At 37.2% G+C, this 24,163-nt stretch carries 24 protein-coding genes, 1 tRNA gene, 2 pseudogenes and 2 riboswitches; of the genes and pseudogenes, 5 read left to right on the plus strand and 22 right to left on the minus strand.

All coding sequences use genetic code 11. The annotated features are described in order from the left end of the window. Positions 1-5: 5 nt before the first annotated feature. The 5 genes from J2S74_RS17955 to J2S74_RS17975 all read right to left on the minus strand — a co-directional run bounded on the left by J2S74_RS17955 (position 6) and on the right by J2S74_RS17975 (position 3,681). A complete protein-coding gene (locus J2S74_RS17955) occupies positions 6-407 on the minus strand; it encodes a hypothetical protein (RefSeq protein WP_307328113.1) in 402 nt (133 codons plus the stop codon). A gap of 477 nt (positions 408-884) precedes the next feature. After that, positions 885-1,442 (minus strand): elongation factor P, encoded by a 558-nt coding sequence (gene efp / locus J2S74_RS17960; RefSeq protein ID WP_307328116.1) that lies wholly within the window; start codon positions 1,440-1,442, stop codon positions 885-887. A 107-nt stretch (positions 1,443-1,549) separates the two neighbouring features. Then, positions 1,550-2,614, minus strand: a complete 1,065-nt coding sequence (locus tag J2S74_RS17965) for a M24 family metallopeptidase (RefSeq protein ID WP_307328119.1) — start codon at positions 2,612-2,614, stop codon at positions 1,550-1,552. Between the two features lie 2 nt (positions 2,615-2,616). Continuing rightward, a complete protein-coding gene (aroQ, locus tag J2S74_RS17970; RefSeq protein WP_307328122.1) occupies positions 2,617-3,048 on the minus strand; it encodes a type II 3-dehydroquinate dehydratase in 432 nt (143 codons plus the stop codon). 135 nt (positions 3,049-3,183) lie between these two features. Beyond that, positions 3,184-3,681, minus strand: a complete 498-nt coding sequence (locus J2S74_RS17975; protein ID WP_307328124.1) for a YqhR family membrane protein — start codon at positions 3,679-3,681, stop codon at positions 3,184-3,186. 529 nt (positions 3,682-4,210) lie between these two features. On the opposite strand from J2S74_RS17975, the gene J2S74_RS17980 reads away from it, so the two are divergent. Next, positions 4,211-4,588: an SA1362 family protein gene (locus tag J2S74_RS17980; RefSeq protein WP_307328127.1), complete on the plus strand. Its 378-nt coding sequence runs from the start codon at positions 4,211-4,213 to the stop codon at positions 4,586-4,588. Between the two features lie 47 nt (positions 4,589-4,635). Here the strand turns inward: J2S74_RS17980 and J2S74_RS17985 are convergent, their stop codons facing one another. From J2S74_RS17985 to lipM, 5 genes and pseudogenes are all read right to left on the minus strand, one after another. Next, positions 4,636-5,523: a patatin-like phospholipase family protein gene (locus J2S74_RS17985; RefSeq protein WP_307328130.1), complete on the minus strand. Its 888-nt coding sequence runs from the start codon at positions 5,521-5,523 to the stop codon at positions 4,636-4,638. Between the two features lie 134 nt (positions 5,524-5,657). Then, a complete protein-coding gene (gene mntR, locus J2S74_RS17990; RefSeq protein WP_307328132.1) occupies positions 5,658-6,092 on the minus strand; it encodes a transcriptional regulator MntR in 435 nt (144 codons plus the stop codon). Positions 6,093-6,431: 339 nt separating this feature from the next. Beyond that, a pseudogene (locus tag J2S74_RS17995) lies at positions 6,432-8,189 on the minus strand (vitamin B12-dependent ribonucleotide reductase); the annotation flags it as partial. Between the two features lie 315 nt (positions 8,190-8,504). Continuing rightward, a pseudogene (locus J2S74_RS18000) lies at positions 8,505-9,308 on the minus strand (ribonucleotide reductase barrel domain-containing protein); the annotation flags it as partial. 553 nt (positions 9,309-9,861) lie between these two features. Next, the gene (gene lipM / locus J2S74_RS18005) at positions 9,862-10,692 is read right to left on the minus strand and encodes an octanoyltransferase LipM (protein WP_307328134.1); all 831 of its coding nucleotides are present in this window, start codon (positions 10,690-10,692) and stop codon (positions 9,862-9,864) included. Between the two features lie 173 nt (positions 10,693-10,865). Here lipM and J2S74_RS18010 point away from each other — a divergent pair, with 173 nt between their 5' ends. Next, positions 10,866-11,237 (plus strand): rhodanese-like domain-containing protein, encoded by a 372-nt coding sequence (locus tag J2S74_RS18010; RefSeq protein ID WP_307328137.1) that lies wholly within the window; start codon positions 10,866-10,868, stop codon positions 11,235-11,237. Positions 11,238-11,624: 387 nt separating this feature from the next. Here the strand turns inward: J2S74_RS18010 and gcvPB are convergent, their stop codons facing one another. From gcvPB to gcvT, 3 genes are read right to left on the minus strand one after another with little or no spacing between them, the layout of a single operon-like run. After that, positions 11,625-13,088: an aminomethyl-transferring glycine dehydrogenase subunit GcvPB gene (gcvPB, locus tag J2S74_RS18015; RefSeq protein ID WP_307328141.1), complete on the minus strand. Its 1,464-nt coding sequence runs from the start codon at positions 13,086-13,088 to the stop codon at positions 11,625-11,627. Next, positions 13,085-14,428 carry an aminomethyl-transferring glycine dehydrogenase subunit GcvPA gene (gene gcvPA / locus J2S74_RS18020; RefSeq protein WP_307328143.1) on the minus strand — a complete coding sequence of 448 codons (1,344 nt, stop codon included), beginning with the start codon at positions 14,426-14,428 and terminating at the stop codon, positions 13,085-13,087. Before gcvPA ends, gcvPB begins: the two co-directional genes overlap by 4 nt. Positions 14,429-14,486: 58 nt before the next feature. Then, on the minus strand, positions 14,487-15,578 hold the full coding sequence (gcvT, locus tag J2S74_RS18025) for a glycine cleavage system aminomethyltransferase GcvT (RefSeq protein ID WP_307328146.1): 1,092 nt from the start codon (positions 15,576-15,578) through the stop codon (positions 14,487-14,489). A gap of 180 nt (positions 15,579-15,758) precedes the next feature. Next, a riboswitch (glycine riboswitch) is annotated at positions 15,759-15,845 on the minus strand. A gap of 3 nt (positions 15,846-15,848) precedes the next feature. Continuing rightward, positions 15,849-15,946: riboswitch (glycine riboswitch) on the minus strand. Positions 15,947-16,184: 238 nt separating this feature from the next. On the opposite strand from gcvT, the gene J2S74_RS18030 reads away from it, so the two are divergent. Beyond that, positions 16,185-17,813, plus strand: coding sequence for a DEAD/DEAH box helicase (locus tag J2S74_RS18030; RefSeq protein ID WP_307328149.1), 1,629 nt, complete (start codon positions 16,185-16,187; stop codon positions 17,811-17,813). A gap of 173 nt (positions 17,814-17,986) precedes the next feature. Next, positions 17,987-18,799: a YqhG family protein gene (locus tag J2S74_RS18035; protein WP_307328152.1), complete on the plus strand. Its 813-nt coding sequence runs from the start codon at positions 17,987-17,989 to the stop codon at positions 18,797-18,799. A 50-nt stretch (positions 18,800-18,849) separates the two neighbouring features. On the opposite strand, the gene J2S74_RS18040 is transcribed toward J2S74_RS18035, so the two are convergent. The 9 genes from J2S74_RS18040 to comGA form a co-directional block, all read right to left on the minus strand. Continuing rightward, positions 18,850-19,032, minus strand: coding sequence for a YqzE family protein (locus tag J2S74_RS18040; RefSeq protein WP_307328155.1), 183 nt, complete (start codon positions 19,030-19,032; stop codon positions 18,850-18,852). 56 nt (positions 19,033-19,088) lie between these two features. Beyond that, positions 19,089-19,592, minus strand: coding sequence for a shikimate kinase (locus J2S74_RS18045; protein WP_307328157.1), 504 nt, complete (start codon positions 19,590-19,592; stop codon positions 19,089-19,091). Further along, complete coding sequence (comGG, locus tag J2S74_RS18050) at positions 19,589-19,990, minus strand: competence type IV pilus minor pilin ComGG (RefSeq protein WP_307328160.1); 402 nt, start codon at positions 19,988-19,990, stop codon at positions 19,589-19,591. The genes J2S74_RS18045 and comGG overlap by 4 nt, the downstream gene beginning before the upstream one ends. Beyond that, on the minus strand, positions 19,983-20,453 hold the full coding sequence (gene comGF / locus J2S74_RS18055) for a competence type IV pilus minor pilin ComGF (protein WP_307328163.1): 471 nt from the start codon (positions 20,451-20,453) through the stop codon (positions 19,983-19,985). The genes comGG and comGF overlap by 8 nt, the downstream gene beginning before the upstream one ends. Then, positions 20,422-20,754, minus strand: a complete 333-nt coding sequence (gene comGE, locus J2S74_RS18060) for a competence type IV pilus minor pilin ComGE (RefSeq protein ID WP_307328166.1) — start codon at positions 20,752-20,754, stop codon at positions 20,422-20,424. The genes comGF and comGE overlap by 32 nt, the downstream gene beginning before the upstream one ends. Then, the gene (comGD, locus tag J2S74_RS18065; protein ID WP_307328170.1) at positions 20,741-21,187 is read right to left on the minus strand and encodes a competence type IV pilus minor pilin ComGD; all 447 of its coding nucleotides are present in this window, start codon (positions 21,185-21,187) and stop codon (positions 20,741-20,743) included. The genes comGE and comGD overlap by 14 nt, the downstream gene beginning before the upstream one ends. Before the next feature lies 1 nt (position 21,188). Continuing rightward, a complete protein-coding gene (comGC, locus tag J2S74_RS18070; RefSeq protein ID WP_307328172.1) occupies positions 21,189-21,527 on the minus strand; it encodes a competence type IV pilus major pilin ComGC in 339 nt (112 codons plus the stop codon). A 91-nt stretch (positions 21,528-21,618) separates the two neighbouring features. Then, complete coding sequence (comGB, locus tag J2S74_RS18075) at positions 21,619-22,641, minus strand: competence type IV pilus assembly protein ComGB (RefSeq protein WP_307328174.1); 1,023 nt, start codon at positions 22,639-22,641, stop codon at positions 21,619-21,621. Then, a complete protein-coding gene (gene comGA / locus J2S74_RS18080; protein ID WP_307328176.1) occupies positions 22,638-23,696 on the minus strand; it encodes a competence type IV pilus ATPase ComGA in 1,059 nt (352 codons plus the stop codon). Before comGA ends, comGB begins: the two co-directional genes overlap by 4 nt. Positions 23,697-23,864: 168 nt before the next feature. On the opposite strand from comGA, the gene J2S74_RS18085 reads away from it, so the two are divergent. Next, positions 23,865-23,939 (plus strand) — tRNA-Gln (locus J2S74_RS18085). The last annotated feature ends 224 nt before the right edge of the window (positions 23,940-24,163 follow it).

Genomic DNA, 24,163 nt, shown 5'->3' on the forward strand with positions numbered 1-24,163 from the left:
TTTTATTAAGCTTTTAAATTATTTATAACATTAATTAGTTGGTCGTTATCTTCGAGCCATTCTTCAAATGTAACCTTATCAACACAGAAGGAACAAACAGGTTTATCAGCTTGTTTTACATCCACACAGGTAACCGTTTCAGAGTGGGTATAATAACTAAGTTCATAACCATAAACCATATGTTTTTCTTTTTGGCTCTTTAGAGATGAGGATTCTATTAATTTTATATGCTGTTGAATTAGAGTTACCATTTCCTCTTCGTCCAATTCTTCGAATTGACTAACATCCGAACAGAATGATCCTAAATCTTGACCATCCTTATTGACATCGACACAGATAACATGTTCAGAAAATGAGTATGCATTGACTACGACCCCATCATCAAGAAACAGCTCATTTTTTTCCATTCTCCCACCTCTTTCATCGGATTACATTTACAATACAACAATTCTGAAAAATCAGAAAGTATTTTGCTTAAAAATAAGTCATTTGTATCAAGAAAAAGGCAAACACCTAAAATGTAAATACTATTTTTAAGCATAGAGGCTACTCCAGCGACGAAGGAAGCGTCCGCCTGTAACGAATTCGAGTATTAATCTTATTATAAGCAACATAAGTTTTTAAAGGACAAAAGCGCAATGCGCCTGCCTATCGAAGCGGCAACGCGCGCGTTGCCAATTCGAACGGAAAAATGCTCTGACCGATAAAAAAGTGCTTTTTGCTTTTTATTCGGGCAGAAATTTTCTCGAGCCGATGGCGCATGAAGCTAGACGATTATTCAGCTACTGTTATCCACATTCAGAAAAAATATAATTTCCTAAATAAATAAAAAGGACAACGTTAAGCCTAAATGCTAAATCGTTGCCCTATAAAAGCTAAAGTGTTTACGCTCTTGAAACGTAAGATCCATTTCTAGTATCGATGACAAGAACATCTCCTTCGTTAACAAAGAAAGGTACTTGTACGGTGATTCCTGTCTCAACTACAGCAGCCTTCGTACCTCCCGAGGCAGTATCTCCCTTAATTCCTGGCTCCGTTTCTGTAACTTTTAATTCTACTGTATTTGGAACTTCAACTCCAAGAGTCTCCCCTTGATAGATAAGAATTTGAACTTCCATGTTTTCCTTTAAATACTTTAATTGTTCCTCGATTTGTGCAGTTTGAAGCTCAAGCTGTTCATAGGATTCATTATCCATAAATGTATGGGTATCTCCGGTTGAATATAAATATTGCATACGGCGGTTTTCAAGGTGGGCTTTAGCCACTTTTTCACCGGCACGGAATGTTTTCTCTTGTACACTTTGATTACGTAAGTTACGGAGCTTCGTTCTTACAAATGCTGCACCCTTACCTGGTTTTACATGTTGGAACTCCATTACTTGCCAAATGCTTCCGTCTACCTCAATTGTTAATCCTGTTCTTAAATCATTTACTGAAATCATTCATAATCCTCCTGTTCATTATAAGAAAAGCATAGCATAGCGCCTCCAGTTCTTTAGCACTATAGCTAGACATTATTTCGTAGATTCTATTTGTAGTATTTACTAAATTACTCTAATATTAATAATTCTTTCGTGGAAGAAGATAGAATTTCATTCCCATCTTCTGTAATAACAATATCATCTTCAATACGAGTTCCACCTAACCCTCCAACATATATACCCGGTTCGACTGTTACAACCATTCCCGGTACCAAAACGGTATCAGATCTAAAGGATAATCCTGGTCCTTCATGTACCTCCATTCCTAACCCGTGGCCAGTAGAATGACCGAAATAATCGCCATATCCTTGTTCTGTAATATGGTCTCTCGTTAGAGCGTCTGCATCTTTTCCAGTGATACCTGGCTTAATCCCTTGAACACCCTTTAATTGAGCTTCTAAAACAGTATTGTATATTTTTTTTAATTCATCACTTGGGTTTCCTACAGCTACAGTACGCGTAATGTCAGAACAATAACCTTTATAGTAAGCACCAAAGTCTAACGTTACTAATTCTCCACTCTCGATTACCTTATCACTTGCCACGCCATGGGGGAGGGCTGATCGATACCCAGATGCCACAATGATGTCAAAGGAGGAGGATACGGCCCCTTTTTTTCTCATGAAAAACTCAAGCTCATTGGACACATCGATTTCCTTAACACCTGGACGAATGTAACTTAAAATATGTTCAAATGCAGCATCAGCGATCTGAACCGCTTCTTTAATGATAGATATTTCACTTTCATCTTTTATTAATCTCATTTTTTCCACTAAACCACTAACAGGTATTAAAGATGTCTCAATGGTTTGTTTATATGTTTCAAATGCACTGTATGTAACATGATCCTTTTCAAACCCTAATTGTTTAATTCCCAATTCCTTAACTTGTTTAGCAATTTCCTCTTGAATTGGCCCACTGTGTTGAACAATTTCAAAGCCCTTAGCTTGTTCTTGTGCTTGCTCCACATATCTGAAATCAGTAATAAATTTAGCTTCTTTTTCTGAAATAAGGGCAACCCCAGCAGTTCCCGTAAAGCCTGTCATATATTGGCGATTGTAGCTGCTCGATATAAGGATTCCATCGATTTCATATTTACTAAATTGCTCTCTTACTTGCTCTAGACGTTTCATGTTTAACCACTCCTCTTCAAAAAATAAGTAAGTCCCATCTTATACCCATCGAAACCAAATCCACTAATTTGTCCAACACAAACAGGAGCGATTACTGATTCGCTCCGGAACATTTCCCGTGCGTGAACATTAGAAATATGTACTTCAACAACTGGGATGCTAATACTTGCAATCGCATCTCTTAAAGCATAGCTGTAATGAGTAAAGGCACCAGGGTTAAAAACAATCCCTTCATATTTTTCCTCGGCTTCATGAATCCAATCGATAAGTTGCCCTTCCCAATTGGATTGTTTAAATGACAACTCCAATTGTTCCGCGAAATTGCTGCGAAGTTCCTCTTCTAGATCTTTTAACGAGCTTTTTCCATAAATATCTGGTTCACGTTTCCCTAAACGGTTTAGGTTAGGTCCATTTAGTATAAGTAGTTTGGTCATATTACCATCCTCATTTCCAAACAATAAAATTATCAGCTGGGTGCATCGAGTGAGTTTTTTACACGGAAAATAATTTGAACTTGCATATATACATAAAAAAAGAGAATGTTCCAAGGAACATTCTATCATAAGACATTAGCTTTGAATAGCTTCACCCTCGTGCATTGTTCGTTCATGATACTCATAGGATACAGAATAACCTATAAATAATCCATACAGTAAATATAAGCATAAATTGGTTATAATCGTGTTAAGATCCAGTTGAGTAAGTGGCTTAAGACCAGGAAACATAGGGTTAAATAGCCAAAATACTCCCATCCATAATCCAGCGCCAAACAGTAGTCCAGGCCAGGTATGATTAATTTTTGCAAAGATTAATCGATAAAGGAATGCTGCTCCAATGGAGATTATAGCAATTAAACCGATTCCAACAAGCTGCCCTAACCAGCCATTTTTCCAATCTCCTAGGGCCCAAGGCATTAAAGCCAATGCTGGACCTACTCTTGTGAAATTAAAATAGAATGCTATGTAACCTATAATGCTCCATATAAGTCCTCCAAAAAAACCAATTAATGCAACTGTTGCATTAAAGGAAAGAGCTGTTTCCTTTTGATTTTGCTCTAATTTACCCACCTTTATCACCTCGAAATTAGTATGTCCATGTTTCGTAATCCTATAAGAATTAACGTGTATAAATCGATAAAGTTAATTAAAAACTTATTTCTCAGTTGATAATTCTCCCAATACGATCATATACTCAATAAAAATATTGGAAAAATTGAACGTGTAGATGGGCTCACGGCAGGGAATAATAAGAATAGAAATAATAAAAGTAATTTAATTTGGAGGGAATGGAGCCGTTAATGTAGAATAAAATAAATAGTAAATTTGAACTTTAGGGAATAAAATAAAATACCCCTTATAATTTGAACAAGCTATCATTTAGTTATTGATCCCTTTTCATTTATAATTAGTTTTTCTTATTAGTTGATCTACAACAAATAGGTTAAATTCATTCAAAAATATTAGACATTAGCAAGACAGCTGCATTTCTTTTTTACATCAAATTAAAATCCTATTAAAGTGTTCATCTTTTTAAAACATCTGCCATTTAATTGAAAACGACAGTGATTAAAAATCTTATTTTTAGGAGGTGTAAGGCATGCTTCGTCATTCATACCACCCCCTCATACTAACCATTATAGGCTTAGCTATATTAGGTATAGGGTATAATCTAGTCCGATCTCCTGGAGCTTTTTTCACACAAATATTAATTACTGCTGGTATAGTTGTTCTACTAATTTTTGTAATGAAGAAGTTTATCCTACCTAGATTAATGCGGAGTCAAGCTCCGTATGGCCAACCTCAAAGTATGTATACACAGAAAAGTCAGTCAACTAAACGCCCTGCTACCTTTTCAAGTAAGAAAAAAGATAAGAAAAAGCGAATTTCTAGACCTCTTGTTAAGCGCCAATCAGATGTAAAGCTTACGGTCATTGAAGGAAAGAAAAACAAAAAAAAGAACCGAGCTTTATTTTAAACGCTTGGTTCTTTTTTTACTTGCTTTCATCTATTTTTGAACACGCGCTAATAAGCCCATTTCTTTAAAAATTTTTCTGTAGTTTCCTTCCCTAACTGTATGAGAGCGTCCTTTTCTTCCTCTGAAATATCAAATTTAGTCGCCGGCACTTTATTTGCAGGGATAAATACAATGTTTTTTGCATGACTCTTTGATATATATCGCTGATCATGGGCTTTCCACATGGTTTCCACCATAGAATGAAGCATGGAGAATGCATTTTTTACCTCTCTAGGTGGAAGGGTATCTTCTGATGGGGATAAGCGAAAACCAATGACAGGTCGTTGTAACTGAGTTTGCCCTTGTTTTGAAAAAAGCCAAATGGGAAAGTTACTTAATACTCCTCCGTCCACCATCACGGATTGAATACCTTTACTTGATGTTATTTTTACAGGTTCAAAAAAGAATGGAATGCAACAACTCATTCTAATCGCTCTAGCAACCGAAAAGGATTCTGGAATAATACCGTATTGTGCAAGGTCATCAGGTAAGACAACTAACCTTCCATTAGTTACATCAGAGACAATCATTTTTAGTGTGCCAGGAGGGATATCACCAAAAGTACGTATTCCCTTCTCCTTTAAAATGCTATTTAACCAATCTTCAAATGCATCCCCTTTATAAATACCCATTTTTAAGTATAGGCGTATCCAACGATAAAAGGGAATAGATCGATGTTTCCGATCTAATAAACTAATTAAGTCCACTTCATCTAATATTTTTTCAATTTCATTACTTGTAAAACCAGCTTTAATTAAGGTAGCAACGATAGCTCCTGCGCTGGTTCCAGCTAATCTCTCAAAATATATCCCTTCTTCTTCTAAAGCCTTCATGGCCCCAACAAAAGAAAAAGCCTTTATTCCTCCACCTGCAAACACCCCATCAACTTGTAGCATGGATCTACCTCCCCTTTACCATTTTAGTAAATTAGGGAGAAAAAATGATTAAAAATTAAGGAGCTCTATAGGAAAAAAAGGACTGTCACTTGGCTACAGCTTTGGAGAAAAAAAACAACCTCAACCTGCAATGGTTAAGATTGTTCCTCGATTTCTTCACTTTTCTTTTGAACATCTCGCAATTCGTCTACCCGTTCTGGTTTCTCATCAAAGTATTGAACTAAATCCCCAATTCGGTCAATGGCATCCCAGCTTAAATGATGCTCAATACCTTCTACATCTTGATATATATTCTCCGCATCAACACCAATAATTTTCATAAACTCCTCTAATAAATCATGTCGATAAACGAGGCGTTTTCCGATCTTTTTTCCTTTAGGCGTTAAGATGAGTCCGCGATACTTCTCATATACAAGATATTCACTTTTATCTAATTTCTGGACCATTTTAGTAACCGAGGATGGATGCACCTCTAATGCTTCTGCAATATCAGAAACTCTGGCATATCCCTTTTCTTCGATTAATAGGTAAATTCTTTCTAAGTAATCTTCCATGCTCGGTGTTGGCATGTAGTCCCCTCCAAACTTGCAACCCTTTTAGAGAATGGTTATTTATTATTTCATGTATGATGAAATAAGTCAATTGGTTCCTTTTTCTATGTAAAATTATACTATAAAATGTGAGCATGTACTACTCAGTGGAGAATTTAGTGATAATTACGACAAGTGACGTACTCAACATTAGATGGAATAACTTGTTTCCTTACTAATTATATTTTTAACTATTCGACCTTTTAATTAAAAAAATAATGGCTTGTTACCCAAATTTGATTATTTTTATTGGATTCGGTAACAAGCTCTAGTGAGTATAATAAAAAAGGATGCCCTATGGACATCCTTTAAAAATTTCTATAATCCACACTTTAATTGTGCACTACAGTTTGTACATGTATTACATCCGCCAATATCTTCTACTGTACCTTTACGGCATACCGGACATGTGTCCCCTACTTCACTTCCATAAGTTACAGATGTGCTTCTTACGTCTGAAATAGTTTCCAAAAGTACAACCGATTTCTTGCTGTTTTTAGTGTCTTCAGCAGGGTCTCCAGCTAATTCTACTGCATACATATCATTTTCTTCCGCTTTTAAAGTTAGAACTTGTGAATCACGACTTCCATCCACGTATACAGTTCCACCCTTCGCTCCACCTTTGTAAAGACGTTCATATACCTTCTTTACTTGGTCTACAGTGTAGCCACGTGGTGCATTAACAGTCTTACTTAATGAACTATCTACCCAACGTTGGATAACACATTGTACATCGGCATGTGCCTCTGGTGAGAGATCCATACTTGAAACGAACCATTCTGGAAGGTTGTTTGGATCTGCTTCAGGGTGACGATCTAAATATTCTTGAAGGATTTGCGCCTTTACTTCAATAAACTTCCCTAGACGACCACTACGGAAGTAAGAGAATGAGAAGTAAGGTTCAAGCCCAGTACTCACGCCAACCATTGTCCCTGTGCTTCCCGTAGGAGCAACGGTTAATAAGTGTGAGTTTCGAATACCATATTTCAATATTCCTTGACGAATATCTTCTGGCATTTTTTTCATGTAACCAGTGTTAATGTATTTCATTCTTAGGTGTTGTGTTTCTTGTTCATTATTACCTACCAGGAATGGGAAACTTCCCTTTTCCTTAGCAAGCTCAATACTTGTCCGATAAGCAGTTGTAGCAATTGTTTCAAATATCTTATCTACAAGCTCATTCCCTTTTTCTGATCCATATACCGTTTCTGTGTATATCAATAGATCATGTAATCCCATTACTCCAAGTCCAACACGGCGCTCGCCTTTTGCTTGCTTTGTGTTCTCCTCTAGGAAATAAGGTGTAGCATCAATTACGTTATCCTGCATACGGACACCTGTTGCTACCGTTTGTTTCAACTTCTCATAATCTACTGTATTATCTTCTTTATTTGCCATCTCTGCTAAGTTAACAGCTGCTAAGTTGCAGACAGAGAATGGTGCAAGTGGTTGTTCCCCACACGGATTTGTTGCTACTACTTTTTGATCATACGCTTTTGCATTTGTCATTTCGTTCGCATTGTCAATAAAGAAAATTCCTGGCTCTGCTGAATAGGTCGCACAAATATTGATAAGGTTCCAAAGCTCTTTTGCTTTGATCTTGCGGTATGTTCGAACACCGAAGCCTAGTGCTTCCCATTCTCGTACATCCCCATATTCGTGCCATTCTCGGTTATATGCTTCCATTTCAGCCTCATTGTAATTTTCAACATCAGGGAAACGAAGAGCATACTCCGTATCATTTTCTACAGCTTCCATAAAATCTTTTGTAATACAAACAGAAATATTTGCACCAGTTAAAAACTCAGAGTTATTAACGGAATAGGTTCCACCAGTACGAAGCTTGTCCTCCGCCTCTTGAATGACCTTAGGATCAAACCCGCCAGTACCAGGAATATACTTATAATTGAGAATTCCTTGGTACATTGCTTCTTCAAGCTCTGTTAATGGAGTAAACTTTAATTTTTCTTTTATTAATCTCTTAATCTGTGCATCTTCTGTATTTTCTAGTAAGTATCGTAAAATTCTTGGATTTTGCATCTTAGATATGATGAATTCTAAAATGTCTGGATGCCACGTTTATACCGTCCTTTTCAGGATATTTGATTACGGTCTAGACTATATCATCACCCACAGCAAACTCTGTTTGGGGTTGGGCACTTATGAGGGATTATTGTTGGGACGCACCCTCTAGTCGTTGAACCTTCGCCATTACTTTCACCCAATGACGCTTGGCTGCTGATTTCCCAATTCAATCAATTTTTGAGCATTCACGCTCACCGTTTCCAGTCACGTTGTAGCTTGATTGACTCTAAGGGGTTTCCAGCAATTCACCCAATTTTCTAGTCATCCATTTTCTGAATGACGCGGACTAAGGCATCAATATTTTAAATCCGCTAGCATTATCATTTGAGCTCCCCTGCGCGAGCCGCCTTGTTCCACTAGATGCGTTAACTTCGCTATATCATCTAACCAAGATACGGAACCGGAGGACTTTCCATTTACTCCTCGAGCTAGGGTGTTACGAGGTCTCAGCGTAGAACCATTTGTTCCTACCCCTCCACCGCGGCTCATAATCTCCATCACTTGTTTCCGGTGCTCTGAGATGCCTTCACGAGAGTCTGCAACAAATGGCATTACGTAACAGTTAAAATAAGTAACGTCCGTTTCTGCACCTGCTCCATACAGTACTCGTCCTGCTGGTACGAAATTCATGTTCATCAGTTCATGATAAAACTTCTCAAACGACTCCTGGCGCTTCTCAGGATCCACTTCCACTTCTGCTAATCCTCTAGCATTCCGTTTCGCAATTTGCTCGTAATAGATTTCTAGAGGCTTATCTATGGTGTCAAGGGAACGTTCTACAATCCCCGTTTTCTTTTCTTCAGCATCATCTAATACACCGAGAAATTCTTCTTCAACTGCAATTTTTGCACGATTTTCTTCCCAGTTAATCTCCGCGACAAATCCATAGCCACGTGCTGGAAACTTAGGGTCTGCCTTAACTGTTAAGACAACAAAATCTCCTACTTTTAATGTTTTCTTCTCGGTGTCTTTAAACGTATAGCGGTCTAGCATGACCAAACGTGATACTCCGCTTTGTTTTAATTTCATATCCGGAGTAATTGGAAATACTTGAGGAAATTGTTCAATATCTTTATTAAGCTCCTCAACGTTGATCGTTTTTTCAGACATAAACGTCTTCACAGGCCTCCGCTCCCTTTCTACAAATTTTTCATTTTATCCAATTTTCAAGGATCATCTCTTTGATGTTTATGGCAACATATGCCATATTATTGATTGCTTGTTTAACTATAGCACAGAATTTTCGGGTCATCAATATATAGTATATAGATAAAATAGAAAAATACTATATATTGATTTAGGATGCTTTCTTTCTCATTTTGTCAACTCTAAAAACAGCAAATTTCAAGCGAAAAAAGAAGAAAAATAGAGATATAATGCTTCTTTCTTTAAAATCTGACGAATTTTATATAATCCCTCTCCAACTTCTCTAAATCCCTACCATTGTCGACTTTTCTCGAATTTAATAAGTTTTCGACAAGATATTTTAACCCTTCCCTTTACATGAAATAACCATAATACGCTAATTAAAAACTAGTAGATCAGTAGAATAGTCACAACTATATATAGTAGAATTACCTTTGAAGCAAAAAATAAAAACATGTCTAAGTCCGACATGTTTTATTTTATTTTGACGTAATTTTGTGGGGAGTATAACAAGTCCTTAAATTTTATAATTCCACTTATCGGTCCCATACTTTTCATCTACTAATTCCAAAACCTCTTTCTCCTGCTCCCCAGATAAATGGAAAGGTCGTAAATGAACATCCAGCCCTTTTTCAAAACCTTTTTTAAAGGCTTCCTTCATCTCTTCTATGTTCAAATCCTTTTCCGTTAACTCCCTTATAGCTACAGCCTTTTTCTTAAAAGCTTGCTGCATTCGTTCACGGACTCTATCACTAGGATATTTAAACACATCGAAAAGCTTGTCCTCATCTAAGGATAGAATAATTGACCCGTGTTGTAGTATAACATTTTTTTGTCGGGTTTGAGCACTTCCAGCAATCTTCCGTCCTTCGACGACTAATTCATACCATGAGGGAGCATCAAAGCAAACAGCAGAACGTGGACGTTTAAGGCGGGCTTTCTCCTCTTCTGTTCTTGGAATGGAGAATTGTGCCTGGAGTCCAAGAAATCGGAAACCTTCTAATAAGCCTTCGGATATAACCCGATAAGCCTCTGTAACACCTGCAGGCATTTTAGGGTGATCTTCTCCAACGATAACACTGTAGGTTAGTTCGTCTTCGTGTAAAACACCCCGTCCACCAGTTGGTCGGCGAACAAACCCTAGCCCATGCTCTTTTACCGCATCAAAATTAATTTCCTTCTCTACATTTTGAAAGTAGCCAACGGATAATGTTGCAGGGTTCCAACCGTAAAAACGAACAACAGGTGGGATTTCCCCTTCCCTATGCCAGTCCATTAGTTTTTCATCTAAAGCCATATTATAGGCTGGTCCTCTATTTCCTGAATCTAAATAATACCAAGTTTCCATTATTAATACCTCTCAAAGACAAAAAGTTTACTTATCTATCATACAGAAAAAATGTTTATCGTCAAAATTCTTTGCTCATATTTCCCAATATAGAAAACGTTGCACGTTTACCAATTTCCGTATATCATTTATAGTGGAATAGGGAAAAGAGAAAAAAGGAGTTGGCCGTTGCAATGCCTTGGACACTGATTATTTTAACTGTTATTTTAATCATTTTTATCGTATTACGTTTAAAGAAACCTGCTTATTTAAAGCCATTAGAGCAGGAGGAGTTTCGTAAAGATTATCGTAAAGCACAACTAATTGATGTTCGAGAGGAAAGGGAATTTAAGACAGGCTATATTCTTGGTGCCCGAAACATTCCATTATCTCAATTGAAACATCGTATTAACGAAATTAGACCAGACAAGCCTGTTTATATTTATTGTCAAAACGGAACACGTTGTATTCAAGCTTCAAAGATTTTAAAGAAAAAACGCGGAGTCGAGGAAGTCATTACCCTTAAGGGTGGATTCCGTAAGTGGACAGGAAAAGTTAAAAAGTAACCAAAAAATAGGAAAAAAAGACATTCAATTAAGCCATAAACTTAATCGAATGTCTTTATTTTGGGCTCTTTTCGCATAAATTGCTCATGCGATTACTTGTCGCACATGACCATGTTGTTTTTACAGCATATTTTTTGCTTGGCTACGCTACAGGCGGACGCTTTCCGCGGGCAACGCTTCAGCCTCCTCGGGAAAACCGCCCTGCGGTGTCTTCTGCTGTTAGTCCTGTCTCTTCCTCTACAAGCATCACTTCGTAGCGTATCCGTCGAGACAACTCGTAGCAATTTCATGAAGCAATGCTCGTCGCTGGAGTCGCCGCCTTTCGCTTCTCCAAGCTTTTTTAAAAAAGCAACAAAGTTTGCGAAAACAGCCTTATCTTTTATACTATTAGCTTTCTTTTGTATACCTTAAAATTGGCTTTCTTGCTGCAGTTGTTTCATCTAAACGATCGATTACCGTATGATGCGGTGCTTCTTGAACTATCTCCGGATTCTCCTCTGCCTCTTTGGCAATTTGAATCATGGCATCTACGAATTCATCAAGGGTTTCCTTCGACTCCGTTTCTGTTGGTTCAATCATTAAGCACTCTTCCACATTTAATGGGAAGTAGATTGTTGGTGGGTGATAACCAAAGTCTAATAAACGTTTCGCAATATCTAGTGTACGTACTCCAAGTTTCTTCTGGCGACGTCCAGATAATACAAACTCATGCTTACAATGCTGAGTATACGGAGCATCGAAATATGGCTCTAAACGGCGGAACATATAATTTGCATTTAACACTGCATATTCTGATACTTTTCTCAAACCAACTGGACCCATAGTACGGATATACGTATATGCTCGAACATTAATTCCAAAGTTCCCGTAGTAAGGTTTTACACGACCGATAGATTGAGGGATATTATAATTAAATCGATAAGTTTCTCCCTCTTTCACAACTTGTGGTTTTGGTAAATACGGCACTAAATCCTTTTTCACTCCAACTGGTCCTGATCCAGGTCCGCCACCACCATGTGGCGTTGTAAATGTCTTGTGCAAGTTTAAGTGAACAACATCAAATCCCATATCCCCTGGACGAGTGATGCCTAGGATTGCGTTAGAGTTGGCTCCATCGTAATAAAGCTTCCCACCAGCGTCATGAACGATTTTGGCCATTTCTACGATCTGCTCTTCAAATAATCCTAAAGTATTAGGGTTGGTAAGCATCAAGGCAGCTGTATCTTCACCAACCACTTCACGTAAATGATCTAAATCAACGAGACCCTTTTCATTAGACCGTACCGTTACAGAGTCAAATCCAGCTACGGTAGCGGATGCTGGATTCGTTCCGTGAGCTGAATCTGGAACAATTACCTTCGTACGGTGATGATCACCATTTGCTTCATGGAAAGCTCGAATAAGCATTAATCCAGTCCATTCTCCATGGGCACCTGCCGCTGGCTGTAATGTTACTTCATCCATCCCTGTTATTTCAGCTAATGAATTTTGGAGTTTATACATAAGCTCTAAAGCCCCTTGGATTGTGGACTCTGCTTGATATGGATGAATGTGAGCAAAGCCAGGAAATCTAGCTACGTCTTCATTAATTTTAGGATTATACTTCATGGTACATGATCCAAGTGGATAAAATCCAGAATCTACTCCATGGTTTCGATTGGAAAGAGCTGTATAATGTCGAACAATTTGTAGCTCTGATGCCTCAGGGAGTTCCGGCTCTTTTGTACGTTGGAACTGTGATGGTAGTAAGTCATTTACATCAACTTCTGGCACATCTAATTCTGGTAAACTGTGGCCGATTCGACCTTCTTTACTAATTTCAAAAATTAATGCTTGATCTTGTTGACTCATTTTACTCCCCCCAATACTGCTGCAAATTGATCGATCTCTTCTTTTGTACGTAGTTCTGTTACTGCTACTAGCATCATATTTTCCTTTTCTGGATAATCACGGGATAGGTCATATCCACCAATGATTTTTTCAGCTAGCAGTGATTCATTCACTTCCGTAATAGGTTTAGGCAAACGTACAACAAACTCATTAAAGGTAGGAGAGTCATATACCACTTCCACACCTTGCTTTCTTAATTGCTCCTTTGCATAATGGGCCTTTTGAATGTTTTGAGCAGCCATTTCTTTTACACCATGCTTTCCAAGTGCACTCATGGCAATGGAAGCTCCTAATGCATTCAACGCTTGGTTAGAACAAATATTACTAGTCGCTTTATCACGACGAATGTGTTGCTCTCGCGCTTGTAATGTTAATACGAAGCCACGTTGTCCATGCTCATCAGTTGTTTGGCCTACAAGACGACCAGGAACTTTTCTCATTAGTTTAGTAGTAACAGCAAAATAACCACAATGCGGTCCACCTAATTGGGTAGGAATACCAAATGGCTGTACGTCACCTACTACAACATCCGCTCCAAATTTTCCAGGAGGCTGCAATAACCCTAAGCTAAGTGGGTTAGAGGAAACGATGAATAGACCCTTACCTTGATGGGCAATTTTTTCAATGGCAGTTAAGTCTTCTATGTTACCTAAGAAATTTGGATACTGAACAATAACACTTGCAGTATCATCATTATAAAGAGAAGCTAAATGATCAAGATCCGTTATACCATCCTTTTCATCTACTTCAACAACGGTTAAGTTTTGTCCCTTTGCATTCGTTTTTAAAACTTCTCTTGCTTCAGGATGAACCGTTTTGGATACAAGAATAGTTTTCTTTCTTGTTTGTCCTGCACTCATCATTGCCGCTTCTGCTAAGGCAGTAGGGCCATCATACATGGAAGAATTGGCAATATCCATTCCAGTTAACTCACAGATCATGGTTTGGAATTCAAAAATAGCCTGCAATTCCCCTTGAGAGATTTCCGGTTGGTATGGTGTATATGCTGTATAGAACTCTGAACGAAGGAGCATATGATTAACAATAGAAGGAATATAATGCTCGTAAACGCCTGCTCCTAAAAATGACGTATATTCTTTAATGTTTAAGTTTTTGTCAGAAAGGCGGCGCATTTCCTTTACTAATTGTATTTCATCTAGTGCTTCCTCGATATTTAGTTCACCTTTAAATCGAATTTCCTTTGGAATGTCGTCAAAAAGCTCTTCTAGATCATTGATACCAATTGTATCCATCATTGCTTTTTGATCCTGTTCCGTCATTGGTAGATAACGAAATTTCAATGTTTTCATCCCCTTTTTAGATGGTTAATGTATACAAATAAGTAAATTGCCCTCTTTATTATCTTTTATAGAATGGTGTTGCAACAACTTTTGCTTTTAATCGCTTCTTACGTACCTGTACTTCCACTTCTGTATCTAATGCCTTATAATTCTCATCAATTAATACAAGTCCAACATTTTTCTTGAGCGTTGGTGATTGTGTTCCAGTTGTAACAAATCCAACCTGCTCACCGTCTATAAAAACCTCATAGCCTGTACGCGGAATTCCTTTATCTATCATTTCAATTCCAACGAGCTTTCTTGGGGCTCCATCTTCCTTTTGTTTTTTGAGAACCTCTTTTCCAAGAAAATCTTCTTCCTTGTCAGTTTTAACTGCAAAGCCGATGCCTGCTTCAATTGGTGAAATATCCTTCGTTAATTCCTGACCGTATAAAGGTAAACGTGCTTCAAACCTTAATGTATCCCTTGCACCTAAACCACAAGGTTGGATGCCCTCATCTTGACCTGCTTCTAATAAGCTTTCCCATAAGGATACAGCATCTTCTGGTTTACAATAGATCTCAAACCCATCTTCTCCAGTATAACCGGTACGGGAAATAAGAACAGATTTATCAGCGAGAGTTATTCCTTCACGAAACTTAAAGAAAGTAATTTCGGATAAGTTCGTAGATGTTAGTTTTTGTGTAATTTGTTCTGCTAATGGGCCTTGAATAGCTAACTGAGCATATTTATCTGATACATTCATTACTTGAACATCACCAAACATATGACCCTTTATCCATTCAAAATCCTTTTCAATGTTGGATGCATTTACGACTAATAAGTAGTCTTCTTCTCCACGTTTATACAATACAAGGTCATCTACTGTACCACCATCTTCGTAACACATGGCAGAATACTGACATGCATTTTCTTTTACGTTCGCTACGTTATTCGTTAGAATCTTTTGAAGAAAAGCGAGAGCGTCCTTTCCTTTTACTTCAATTTCACCCATATGGGAAACGTCGAATAATCCTGCTTTTGTACGGACTACCTCATGCTCTTCCTTAATACCTGAAAATTGGACAGGAAGATCCCAGCCCCCAAAATCAATTGTCTTCCCATTGTACTTTCCATACACCTCATACAATGGAGTCTTATTTAATGACAATGCAATCCACCTCCGTTTTTTTTCAAAAAGTACCCCTATAATAATTGGTAAAGATGAGCCGTCTATGCGTATTTAACATACTACAGTACCATATTTTCAATACCCATTTTCGACATTAATGAACGTACTATTTATTAGTGGACATAAAAAAAGACAGAAACATGCCCTAAAATGTCATGTCTCTGTCTTTATTACCTGAGAGTTTTTCCTTCTAAGAAAAGAAGGTAGCCCCTTGGGTGACTCACAAAAAACGAGTTCTTTCCAGAGGTGCGTCCAACAAGAGTCTTTTTGCCTGAGAGATTCACGAAATATTCCGTTTGCTCCTTCGGCGACGTTCCATAACGAACGCTCTCTCCCCTTGTTATCATTCGCCCTATAAGAATAGTAAAAATCTTTTAAGCACGTATTCATGAAATATCCAAATACGTTCATAATAAGAAAAGCATAAGCGCTTTGTTAACGGCCATCTTCTCTTACGTACATCGTACCATTTTTCTTTTTTCTATGGCAATATGCAACTTTTTATTTTTTCAAAGTTTTAAGCTTTCTCTAATTGATAACACTGATAAAAAGAAGGTTTATATTCATGAAGGGAGGACGCCAACAATGATTCCGACCATAAAATTTGACGAAGATTGGTCCTATAGTTTTCTTGATTCCCTAGAAAATAACCGGGGATTAAATAATTGGTCAAAGTATAATATGGCATTACAAGCAGGAAAAAAACGGTTAATTGATAACTTTCATGAATTAGAGGCAACAAAGCATTTGCCCCATTTAGAGATATTCCCACATCAGTACGAAACAGCCCAAAAGGTGATCAACGAAATGAATGGTAAGGCTGTTCTTGCCGATGAGGTTGGCCTTGGTAAAACAATAGAGGCCGGTTTAATTTTGAAAGAATACATGATTAGAGGGCTTGTAAAAAAAGTACTTATTCTTGTACCAGCTTCATTAGTCACCCAGTGGTGCAGAGAATTAAATGAAAAATTTTTTATACCCGCTATTGAACAAAGGAAAAGACCAGCATGGGAACAAATAGATATAACCGTTACATCTATTGATACAGCGAAAAGGGAACCCCATGCCTCTGTTATTCAAAATATTGATTACGATTTTATTATTGTGGATGAGGCACACAAATTAAAAAATAAAGAGACAAAAAATTACCAGTTTGTTAGGAGCTTAAAAAAGAAATTTTGTCTCTTGTTAACTGCAACTCCTGTACAAAATCGTTTAAGTGAAGTTTTCCATTTAATATCTCTTCTAAAGCCAGGATATTTAGGTGACGAAAGTTCCTTTGAGAAAAATTATAAGGAAGAAAAGGATCATGAGCAGTTAAATGAGTTAATTCAAAAGGTAATGATTCGAAATCGCCGGACAGATTCTGGAATGGATTGGCCAAAAAGAAAAGTACAGACGGTTCCTATTACTTTCTCACCGGAGGAACGGGAGCTGTACGAGGCAGTGAGTGAACTAAAAAATAAATATAGGGGTTTCGCCCAAGGAATTTCCTTTACTACCTTAACTCTGCAACGGGAGGTTTGCTCTAGTAGAGAAGCTGCCTTTATGACTTTAAAAAATCTAATGGAGCAATATGGAGACCATCCGGAAATCTCCCAGGACTTAAATGATATTGCAGAGAAAATTAATGCTGTTAAAACAAATTCCAAAGCTGAACAAGTTCTTTCACTAATCCAAGGAACCGATGATAAATTAATAATCTTTACGGAATATCGAGCAACTCAATTATATTTACAATGGTTCTTAGGTCAACATGGTATAAAGTCCGTTCCCTTTAGAGGAGGCTTTAAAAGAAGTAAAAAAGATTGGATGAAGCAATTATTCCAAAATCAAGTACAAGTCTTAATTGCTACTGAGGCTGGGGGGGAAGGTATAAACCTTCAGTTTTGTCATAGAATGATTAATTACGACTTGCCTTGGAATCCAATGAGAATTGAACAAAGAATCGGGAGAATACACCGGCTTGGTCAAGAAAAAGATGTGGAAATATACAATTTTGCTGTTCAAGACACAGTGGAAGATCACATCTTAAAGCTTCTATACAAAAAAATTGGATTATTCGAGGGAGTTATTGGAAAACTGGACGATATCCTTGAAAAATTCTCAGACAACCAATTGGAGGACCACGTATCCAACATACTTCTTCATTCAGAATCAGAGGGAGAAATACGTGTCAAAATGGATAACCTCTCCTCCATACTAGCGAAATAATGAAGGCTGTTTTCTAAAACTTTGTTGCTTTTAATAAGCTTGGAGAAGCAGAAAGCGGCAACTCCAGCGACGAGTAATCGCAGGAGCAGAGGAAGAAGAGACAGGAGCAATCTTTTATTAACACAGCCTAAATTAATGATAACTTCGTTAGACAAGTAGAAAGGATGTTATTCATGAATCAAGCGGAAATTCATGATTATTTAAAAAATTTTTTTATTGAAAATGAAAGCACCATTTTAGAGGAATCGGATGGCCATTTGCATATTCAATTGTCCATTGATATGGATAAAGCATTGATGAACCGTCCATTTTATTGGCATTACACGGAAAAAATCGGGGCAGTACCTAATCCTATGAAATTAACCTTAATAACGGATTCCAATTTAGCTCCTGAAGATATTAAAGGTGAATTGATTCATTTTGGGTCTCCTAGGCTCCATCAAATTTTTCAAACAGCTCAGGAGTTAGGTCGTCATGCGTTGCTATATGAGTCTGTACAACCAAATGGAGCATCACTCCCTATGAAGCCTTGGCTCATACTGAATGGGAGTGTTTCCTATTGCTGCGATCATAAAAAAGATCAATTTTTTTCCATCGGTTTAAGCCTTATTACAGGAGAAATGATCAATGATATTCATTCACAAATAAAAAATAAAAGGTTTCAAGAACAAATTCCCAATTATTGTTTCACAATGACACCTATCATCAAACCTCAAGCAGGCCTTGAACGGATAAAACGGTACTTAATGGGGCAAGAAAAACTAAAAGAACATAAATGGGCTGACGATGCCTTAAGCCGTATGAAAAAAGATGAAGCGCTTCTCGAAGCTTTTTATGATGGGGAGGAAGAAAAAACAGAAACTTACGATCAGGAAAAGGAAGCCATTAAAGCTCAATATGAACCATTTATTAATATTTCTATCATTAATGGCGGTATGTTTTATTTTTCTAATCATCCCTCAGACAACCAGAATATGGTATATTAGTAATAGAAAGCGCTCGGTCCTGGTGGCAGGAGCGAGCGCTATGTTTGTTATTAATTTTTCCATCTGCGGATAGACTGTGAAATGGCAAAAGGTACTAAACCAAAAAGTTGGTGTGTGCGAGGAGGACGTGAATTCTTTCTTTCCTCTCTTTTTGCTATCCTTTCTTCCTTTGGTTGATCTACATAGGAAACAAACTGTTGTGTCATATATTTAATGTAGTCATTGGATTTCATTATCACACCACCTTTACAGTCTTTATCATTATTATGATTTCCAATTATAAGGGAGCTTATACATGAATGTGCTGATAAATTTCTTTAATAACTTCCTCTACAGACTTTTCCTCTGTATCAATTATGATTTTCCCTTTTTTATACAAAGGAATACGACGTTCAAATCTGTTTTTTAGACCTGATAATCCTTCATTTGTTAGAGGACGAGTAGAATCCCCTTTTATCCTATCATAAATTGTTTCAAAGGAAGCGTTCAAAAATACAATAATACCCGATTTCTCCATACACTGGATATTACTTTCTACCTCAACAATTCCGCCGCCAGTGGAAACTACTGCTTTTTTCCCAAAACAATCTTTTAATGCATCTGTTTCCATTTTTCGAAATCCACTTTCCCCAAACCGTTCAAAAATCTCTGGGATTGTTAACTGTTGTTTTTGGATGATGTATTCGTCTAAATCAACAAATGATCGTTCTATTGCTTTTGCAAGCTCCTTGCCTACGGTTGTTTTCCCTACCCCCATAAAGCCAACAAGATAGATATTTTCCCATTCCTTCATTTTATTTGAGCTCCTTCCATCCAACCGGTTATCGTTTTGTTTTCTACATGGTATCTAAACCTTGCTCCCCGATACTTTCCATTATTAGTGTATGCTTGTAGGAAAATTGCCTTTTCATTTGGAGTTTCCTGTACTATTTGATAATGAATGGTACCGTTAAAAAAATCAAGCCTTCCCGCAACTAAATGGCCTGATTCATTTTCCTCCATCAAGTTAATCACTTCTTTTGTTCCTCCGATAATCAGTTGGTCAAGGTTGTTCCATTCCCTTTCTAATTCAAGAAAACGTTTCTCACTTTCATACATAGTAATGAAATGAAGGAGAACAGAGGAAAGGATGAAGAGGATGACGATGGAAAATAACAACGTCACCCCCTTTTCGTTCTTTATACTACTCATGACGTACACCTGAAATCACATCATTTGGATGGGTAATTATCTGCCAATATTCTCTTCCATCTATACTAGTGATGTTTAATTCAATTCCATATTCTTTATTGTACACCTTCATTTTTCGGACATATTGGAGGAACACCTCGTGGCCTGTATTATTGACCCGACGTCGTATTTTGTCCTGATAGAGCTCATATTGTACTGTTGCATTATCAGAGGAACGACGAAAATATAGGATTGTTTCATTTACATTTGTCCAACTAACGGTGCTTGTCCGTAAATCTAATTGAAGCTGTGAAGTGAAAAGTATTCTCTCCTCATAAGGGATAGTAACGGATTTTGGTTGATTCCAAATAGAAAAAACTACTGGAATAACAAAAGCAATAATTGTAAAAATAAATAAACTAATCAACACTTCCATCAACGTCATCCCTGAATTATCTGTTCTTAAATGATAGGCACCTTTCATAACCTCTCCTATTCTCCCCCTCCCAACTTATGCATAATACACTCTCCTTCGATTCTTCTTTTACAGTTAGGAAATAAATCACTTCTCCATTTACTACAACAGTTTCCTTTGCTTCCTCACCATCAAAAAAATACTTATAGTAATGGTAATGCAGCACTTCTTCTGCTATACGCTCTTGCCGAATTGTTTGACGCTCCTGCTGAACTTTAACAATACTTGGAAATATCGTTCCTACTCCCACAGCAAAAACGAAAAGGGCAATCATTATTTCTAAAAGAGTGAATCCTTTATTGTTTGTCAATATAAAAGCGCCCCCTAACAAATTGAAATACAAGAACGTAACGATCGTTTTTATAATTAAAGACCAAAGAGCCTGGAGAAGAAATAGTTCCCGTTGGTAAAAAACGCAAATCATTATAACCTAATGTCCCTATCTTTACTGTTAAGCCCTCAGGAAAAGTTCGTGTTTCAACAATTGTTACTCCATGACGAATTGTATAATTATTTAGCGTTGGCGAAAAAACAAAGCGAATAATAACACCATCAGTCATGGCTGTCATTTGACTTTCATATAAATCCTTTTCCAATTGTTCAAAGAAATAATCTACATTTTTACTGTGGACCGATTTTGTAAAATTAGGAATGACGATCAGAAGAATGGAAGAAATAAGAAGTAGTACAAGAAGCATTTCAATTAAAGTATAGCCATTGTTCTTATGAATTTGTTCTTTCATGTTACGGAGTCGTCGTTCTTGTAGAGAACTTAAGCATGTTATCATTAACTGGTTCACCGTTAGGACACGTTAATGTATCCACATATTCTTCTTCCACTAATTTTTGAAGGTCAGTTAAGTTTTCTCCCGTTTCGATTTCATAAGCTAATTTTTGTGAACGAATTAAGTCAATGGTTGCCTCACAGCCCTTAGCATTTGCTGTGGCTTGATTTTTAGCTAAATTAGGTACTGCTACTAAAAGTAAAATTGAAATTATCACCAGTACAATCATCATTTCAATCAATGTAAAACCATGTTCCTTTTTCAAAAACTTGTGTATAATAGCCATTAATTTTGTCATCTTTTAATCTCCTTCTTTTTTTAAAATTTGAGGACATAGAGAACTTGAAGTAGTAAGTTTATACTGCATGGTTATTCCTAATGGATCTTAATCACCACCCATCCACAATATTAAAGATTGGCAGCATCATGGAAAGAAATAAGATCATTACAATAACACCAATCACCGTGTATAAGATCGGTTGTAATAATGCCATAAAATTCTGTACTCCCTCATAATACTGCCGTTGTAAAAAGTTTGTATATCTCTCTAACTCATCACCTAACGCCCCCTTTGCTTCCCCCAGTCCAATGGTAGCAACAAGCTGAGGTTCATAAAACTTGCGCTCACGTATTATCTCAGTAAACGGAGTACCTTCCATTAGTTGAAAGGAGATAACTTGTGCCTCCTGTTGCAAAAAATTAATTTTTGAATGTTCTTCCATTACCTTTAGTGCCTTATAAAGGGAAAAACCATTTTTAAGTAAAGGAGACAGATGAGAAGTTAAATAATAAGTCATTAAACTTCGTGTAAATAGCTTAATTAACGGTAATTTTAGTAGGAACTTTAACCGATCATACAAGCTTAATTTTCGTAACCATAACAGAAAAAGTAGTAATAATAGGGTAAAACCAAGTAAAATAGGAGCTTCAAATAGTGAAAGGAGCGAAATCACAAACCTCGTTACCCATGGCAAATCTTGATTCATGGACTGAAAGAAAGTTTGAATTTGGGGCAACACCCCCCGTGAGATGATGGTTGCCATTACGATAAGGCATAAAAAAAGGATAAAAGGATAGAAAAGTATTTTACGGACTTTTTCCATTGATTCGTATTTCTTCTCCATTAGAATTGCAGCCGTTTCAAGGCCATATTTTAAATCACCGTATTTCTCGTGAAAATATAAATAACTTATAATGTCTTTTGAAAAACCCGCGAATTCTAATTGAGCGGAAAGATCATCCCCATTCAATAAGCTTTGGTAAATGATTTCACACCATTGCCCCTTATTCCCCCTCTGGTACGTTTTCAATAATACTAAAGCTTCTGATAATGGGAAGCCCTCCTTTAATAAGGCAGCTAACTGAAGAAGCCACTCACTTCTCTCTTGATCGCTTCTAAATATCTTCTTCAAAGGCTCATCCCTCCCTTCCCATGGCGGAGATATTCATAATCGTGAATGTAGCCTAAGGTTATACCCTTAGAAATAACATGACTCAATGTGGGGTTAACGCCATGATTATTATTTAAATTGGAAAGAACACTCTGAAGTTGTTGATCTTCAAGGATTTCATAAACAGCTCCCCGTCTCCTTTGTCTATTTTTTTTACATAGAGGATGACACTCCCCATCACATAGAGGGCAAACAATGTCCACAAGACGTTGTGCAGCTACAGCCTTTACACAGTCTTTTAAATCCAATGGAGATATACCAAGTTCACATAATCTCCTAAGACCACTGATAGTATCTTTACTATGTAAAGTGCTTAACACTAGGTGGCCGGTCAAAGAGGCTCTGACGGCCATCCGAGCTGTTTCAGAATCACGAATTTCTCCGAGCATAATAATATCTGGGTCGTGCCTTAATAAACTGCGCAAACCGTCAGCATATGTTATCCCCGCCTTTTCATTAATTTCCATTTGCAAAAAATGATCATGCTTTTGCTCAACGGGATCCTCTAAGGTTATAATATTTCGTTTCATATTTAGGAAGCTTGCATGTAACAACGAGTACAGAGTCGTTGTTTTACCACTTCCCGTAGGTCCGCACACAAGGAATAGCCCATTAGGAGCATGTGTAATAGCTAATAACTTTTTTGCTTGTTCAGGGAAAAGGGAAAGCTGGTGCAGGGTTTGTGTTTCGTGTGGAAACAATCGAATCACTAGGGTTTCATGATAAGAAGATGGGAAAGTAGACAATCGCATGGCGTAGTTTTCATTGATGAGAGGCACTTCTAAGGAGCCGTTTTGAGGTCGTCTTCGTTCTCCAACATCCATACCGGAAATAAATTTTAGATGACTAATGAGCTTCACCGTCAGTTTTACGGATAATTTTTCCATTTCCAATAATTGACCATCGATGCGGAATCGTACAGCAGCAGTTTTTTCCATAGGTACTAAGTGAATATCTGAAGCACCGTAAGAGACTGCCTTCAACAACAATTCTTTAGACTTTTTTTCCACTTCCATTAGCCTATATCACTACCTTCAAAGGAATTTTTATTAAATTTATTTTTGACGTTTTTATTGTAATACGAGTGTTTCCTGTTGACTTATATTGATAATGAAAAATAAATTTTGAGTTATTATGAATAATTTTTTTTAATAGTGGTACCTTAAATACTGTTCTGATGTTATTGGGATGTAGCCAAGTGGTAAGGCAACGGACTTTGACTCCGTGATGCGTAGGTTCGAATCCTGCCATCCCAGCCACTACATACTTGGAGGGTGACTCAAAAGCCTTAATCCTTTTGGGCCACCCTTTTTTTTTTCAAAGTCTTCACTTTCCTTTAACAGAGCCTTATTTAAAATACGTTGCTAATACGAATGGGATTTTTTAAACGTTATATATATGGGGAAAATTATTCTTCTTTACTTAGCTGACCTTAACTTTTCCTTTGTTTCTTCCATTTCTGACACTACTTTTTCTGCTAGTT

Source organism: Evansella vedderi, from assembly GCF_030813435.1.
GTDB lineage: Bacteria > Bacillota > Bacilli > Bacillales > Salisediminibacteriaceae > Evansella > Evansella vedderi.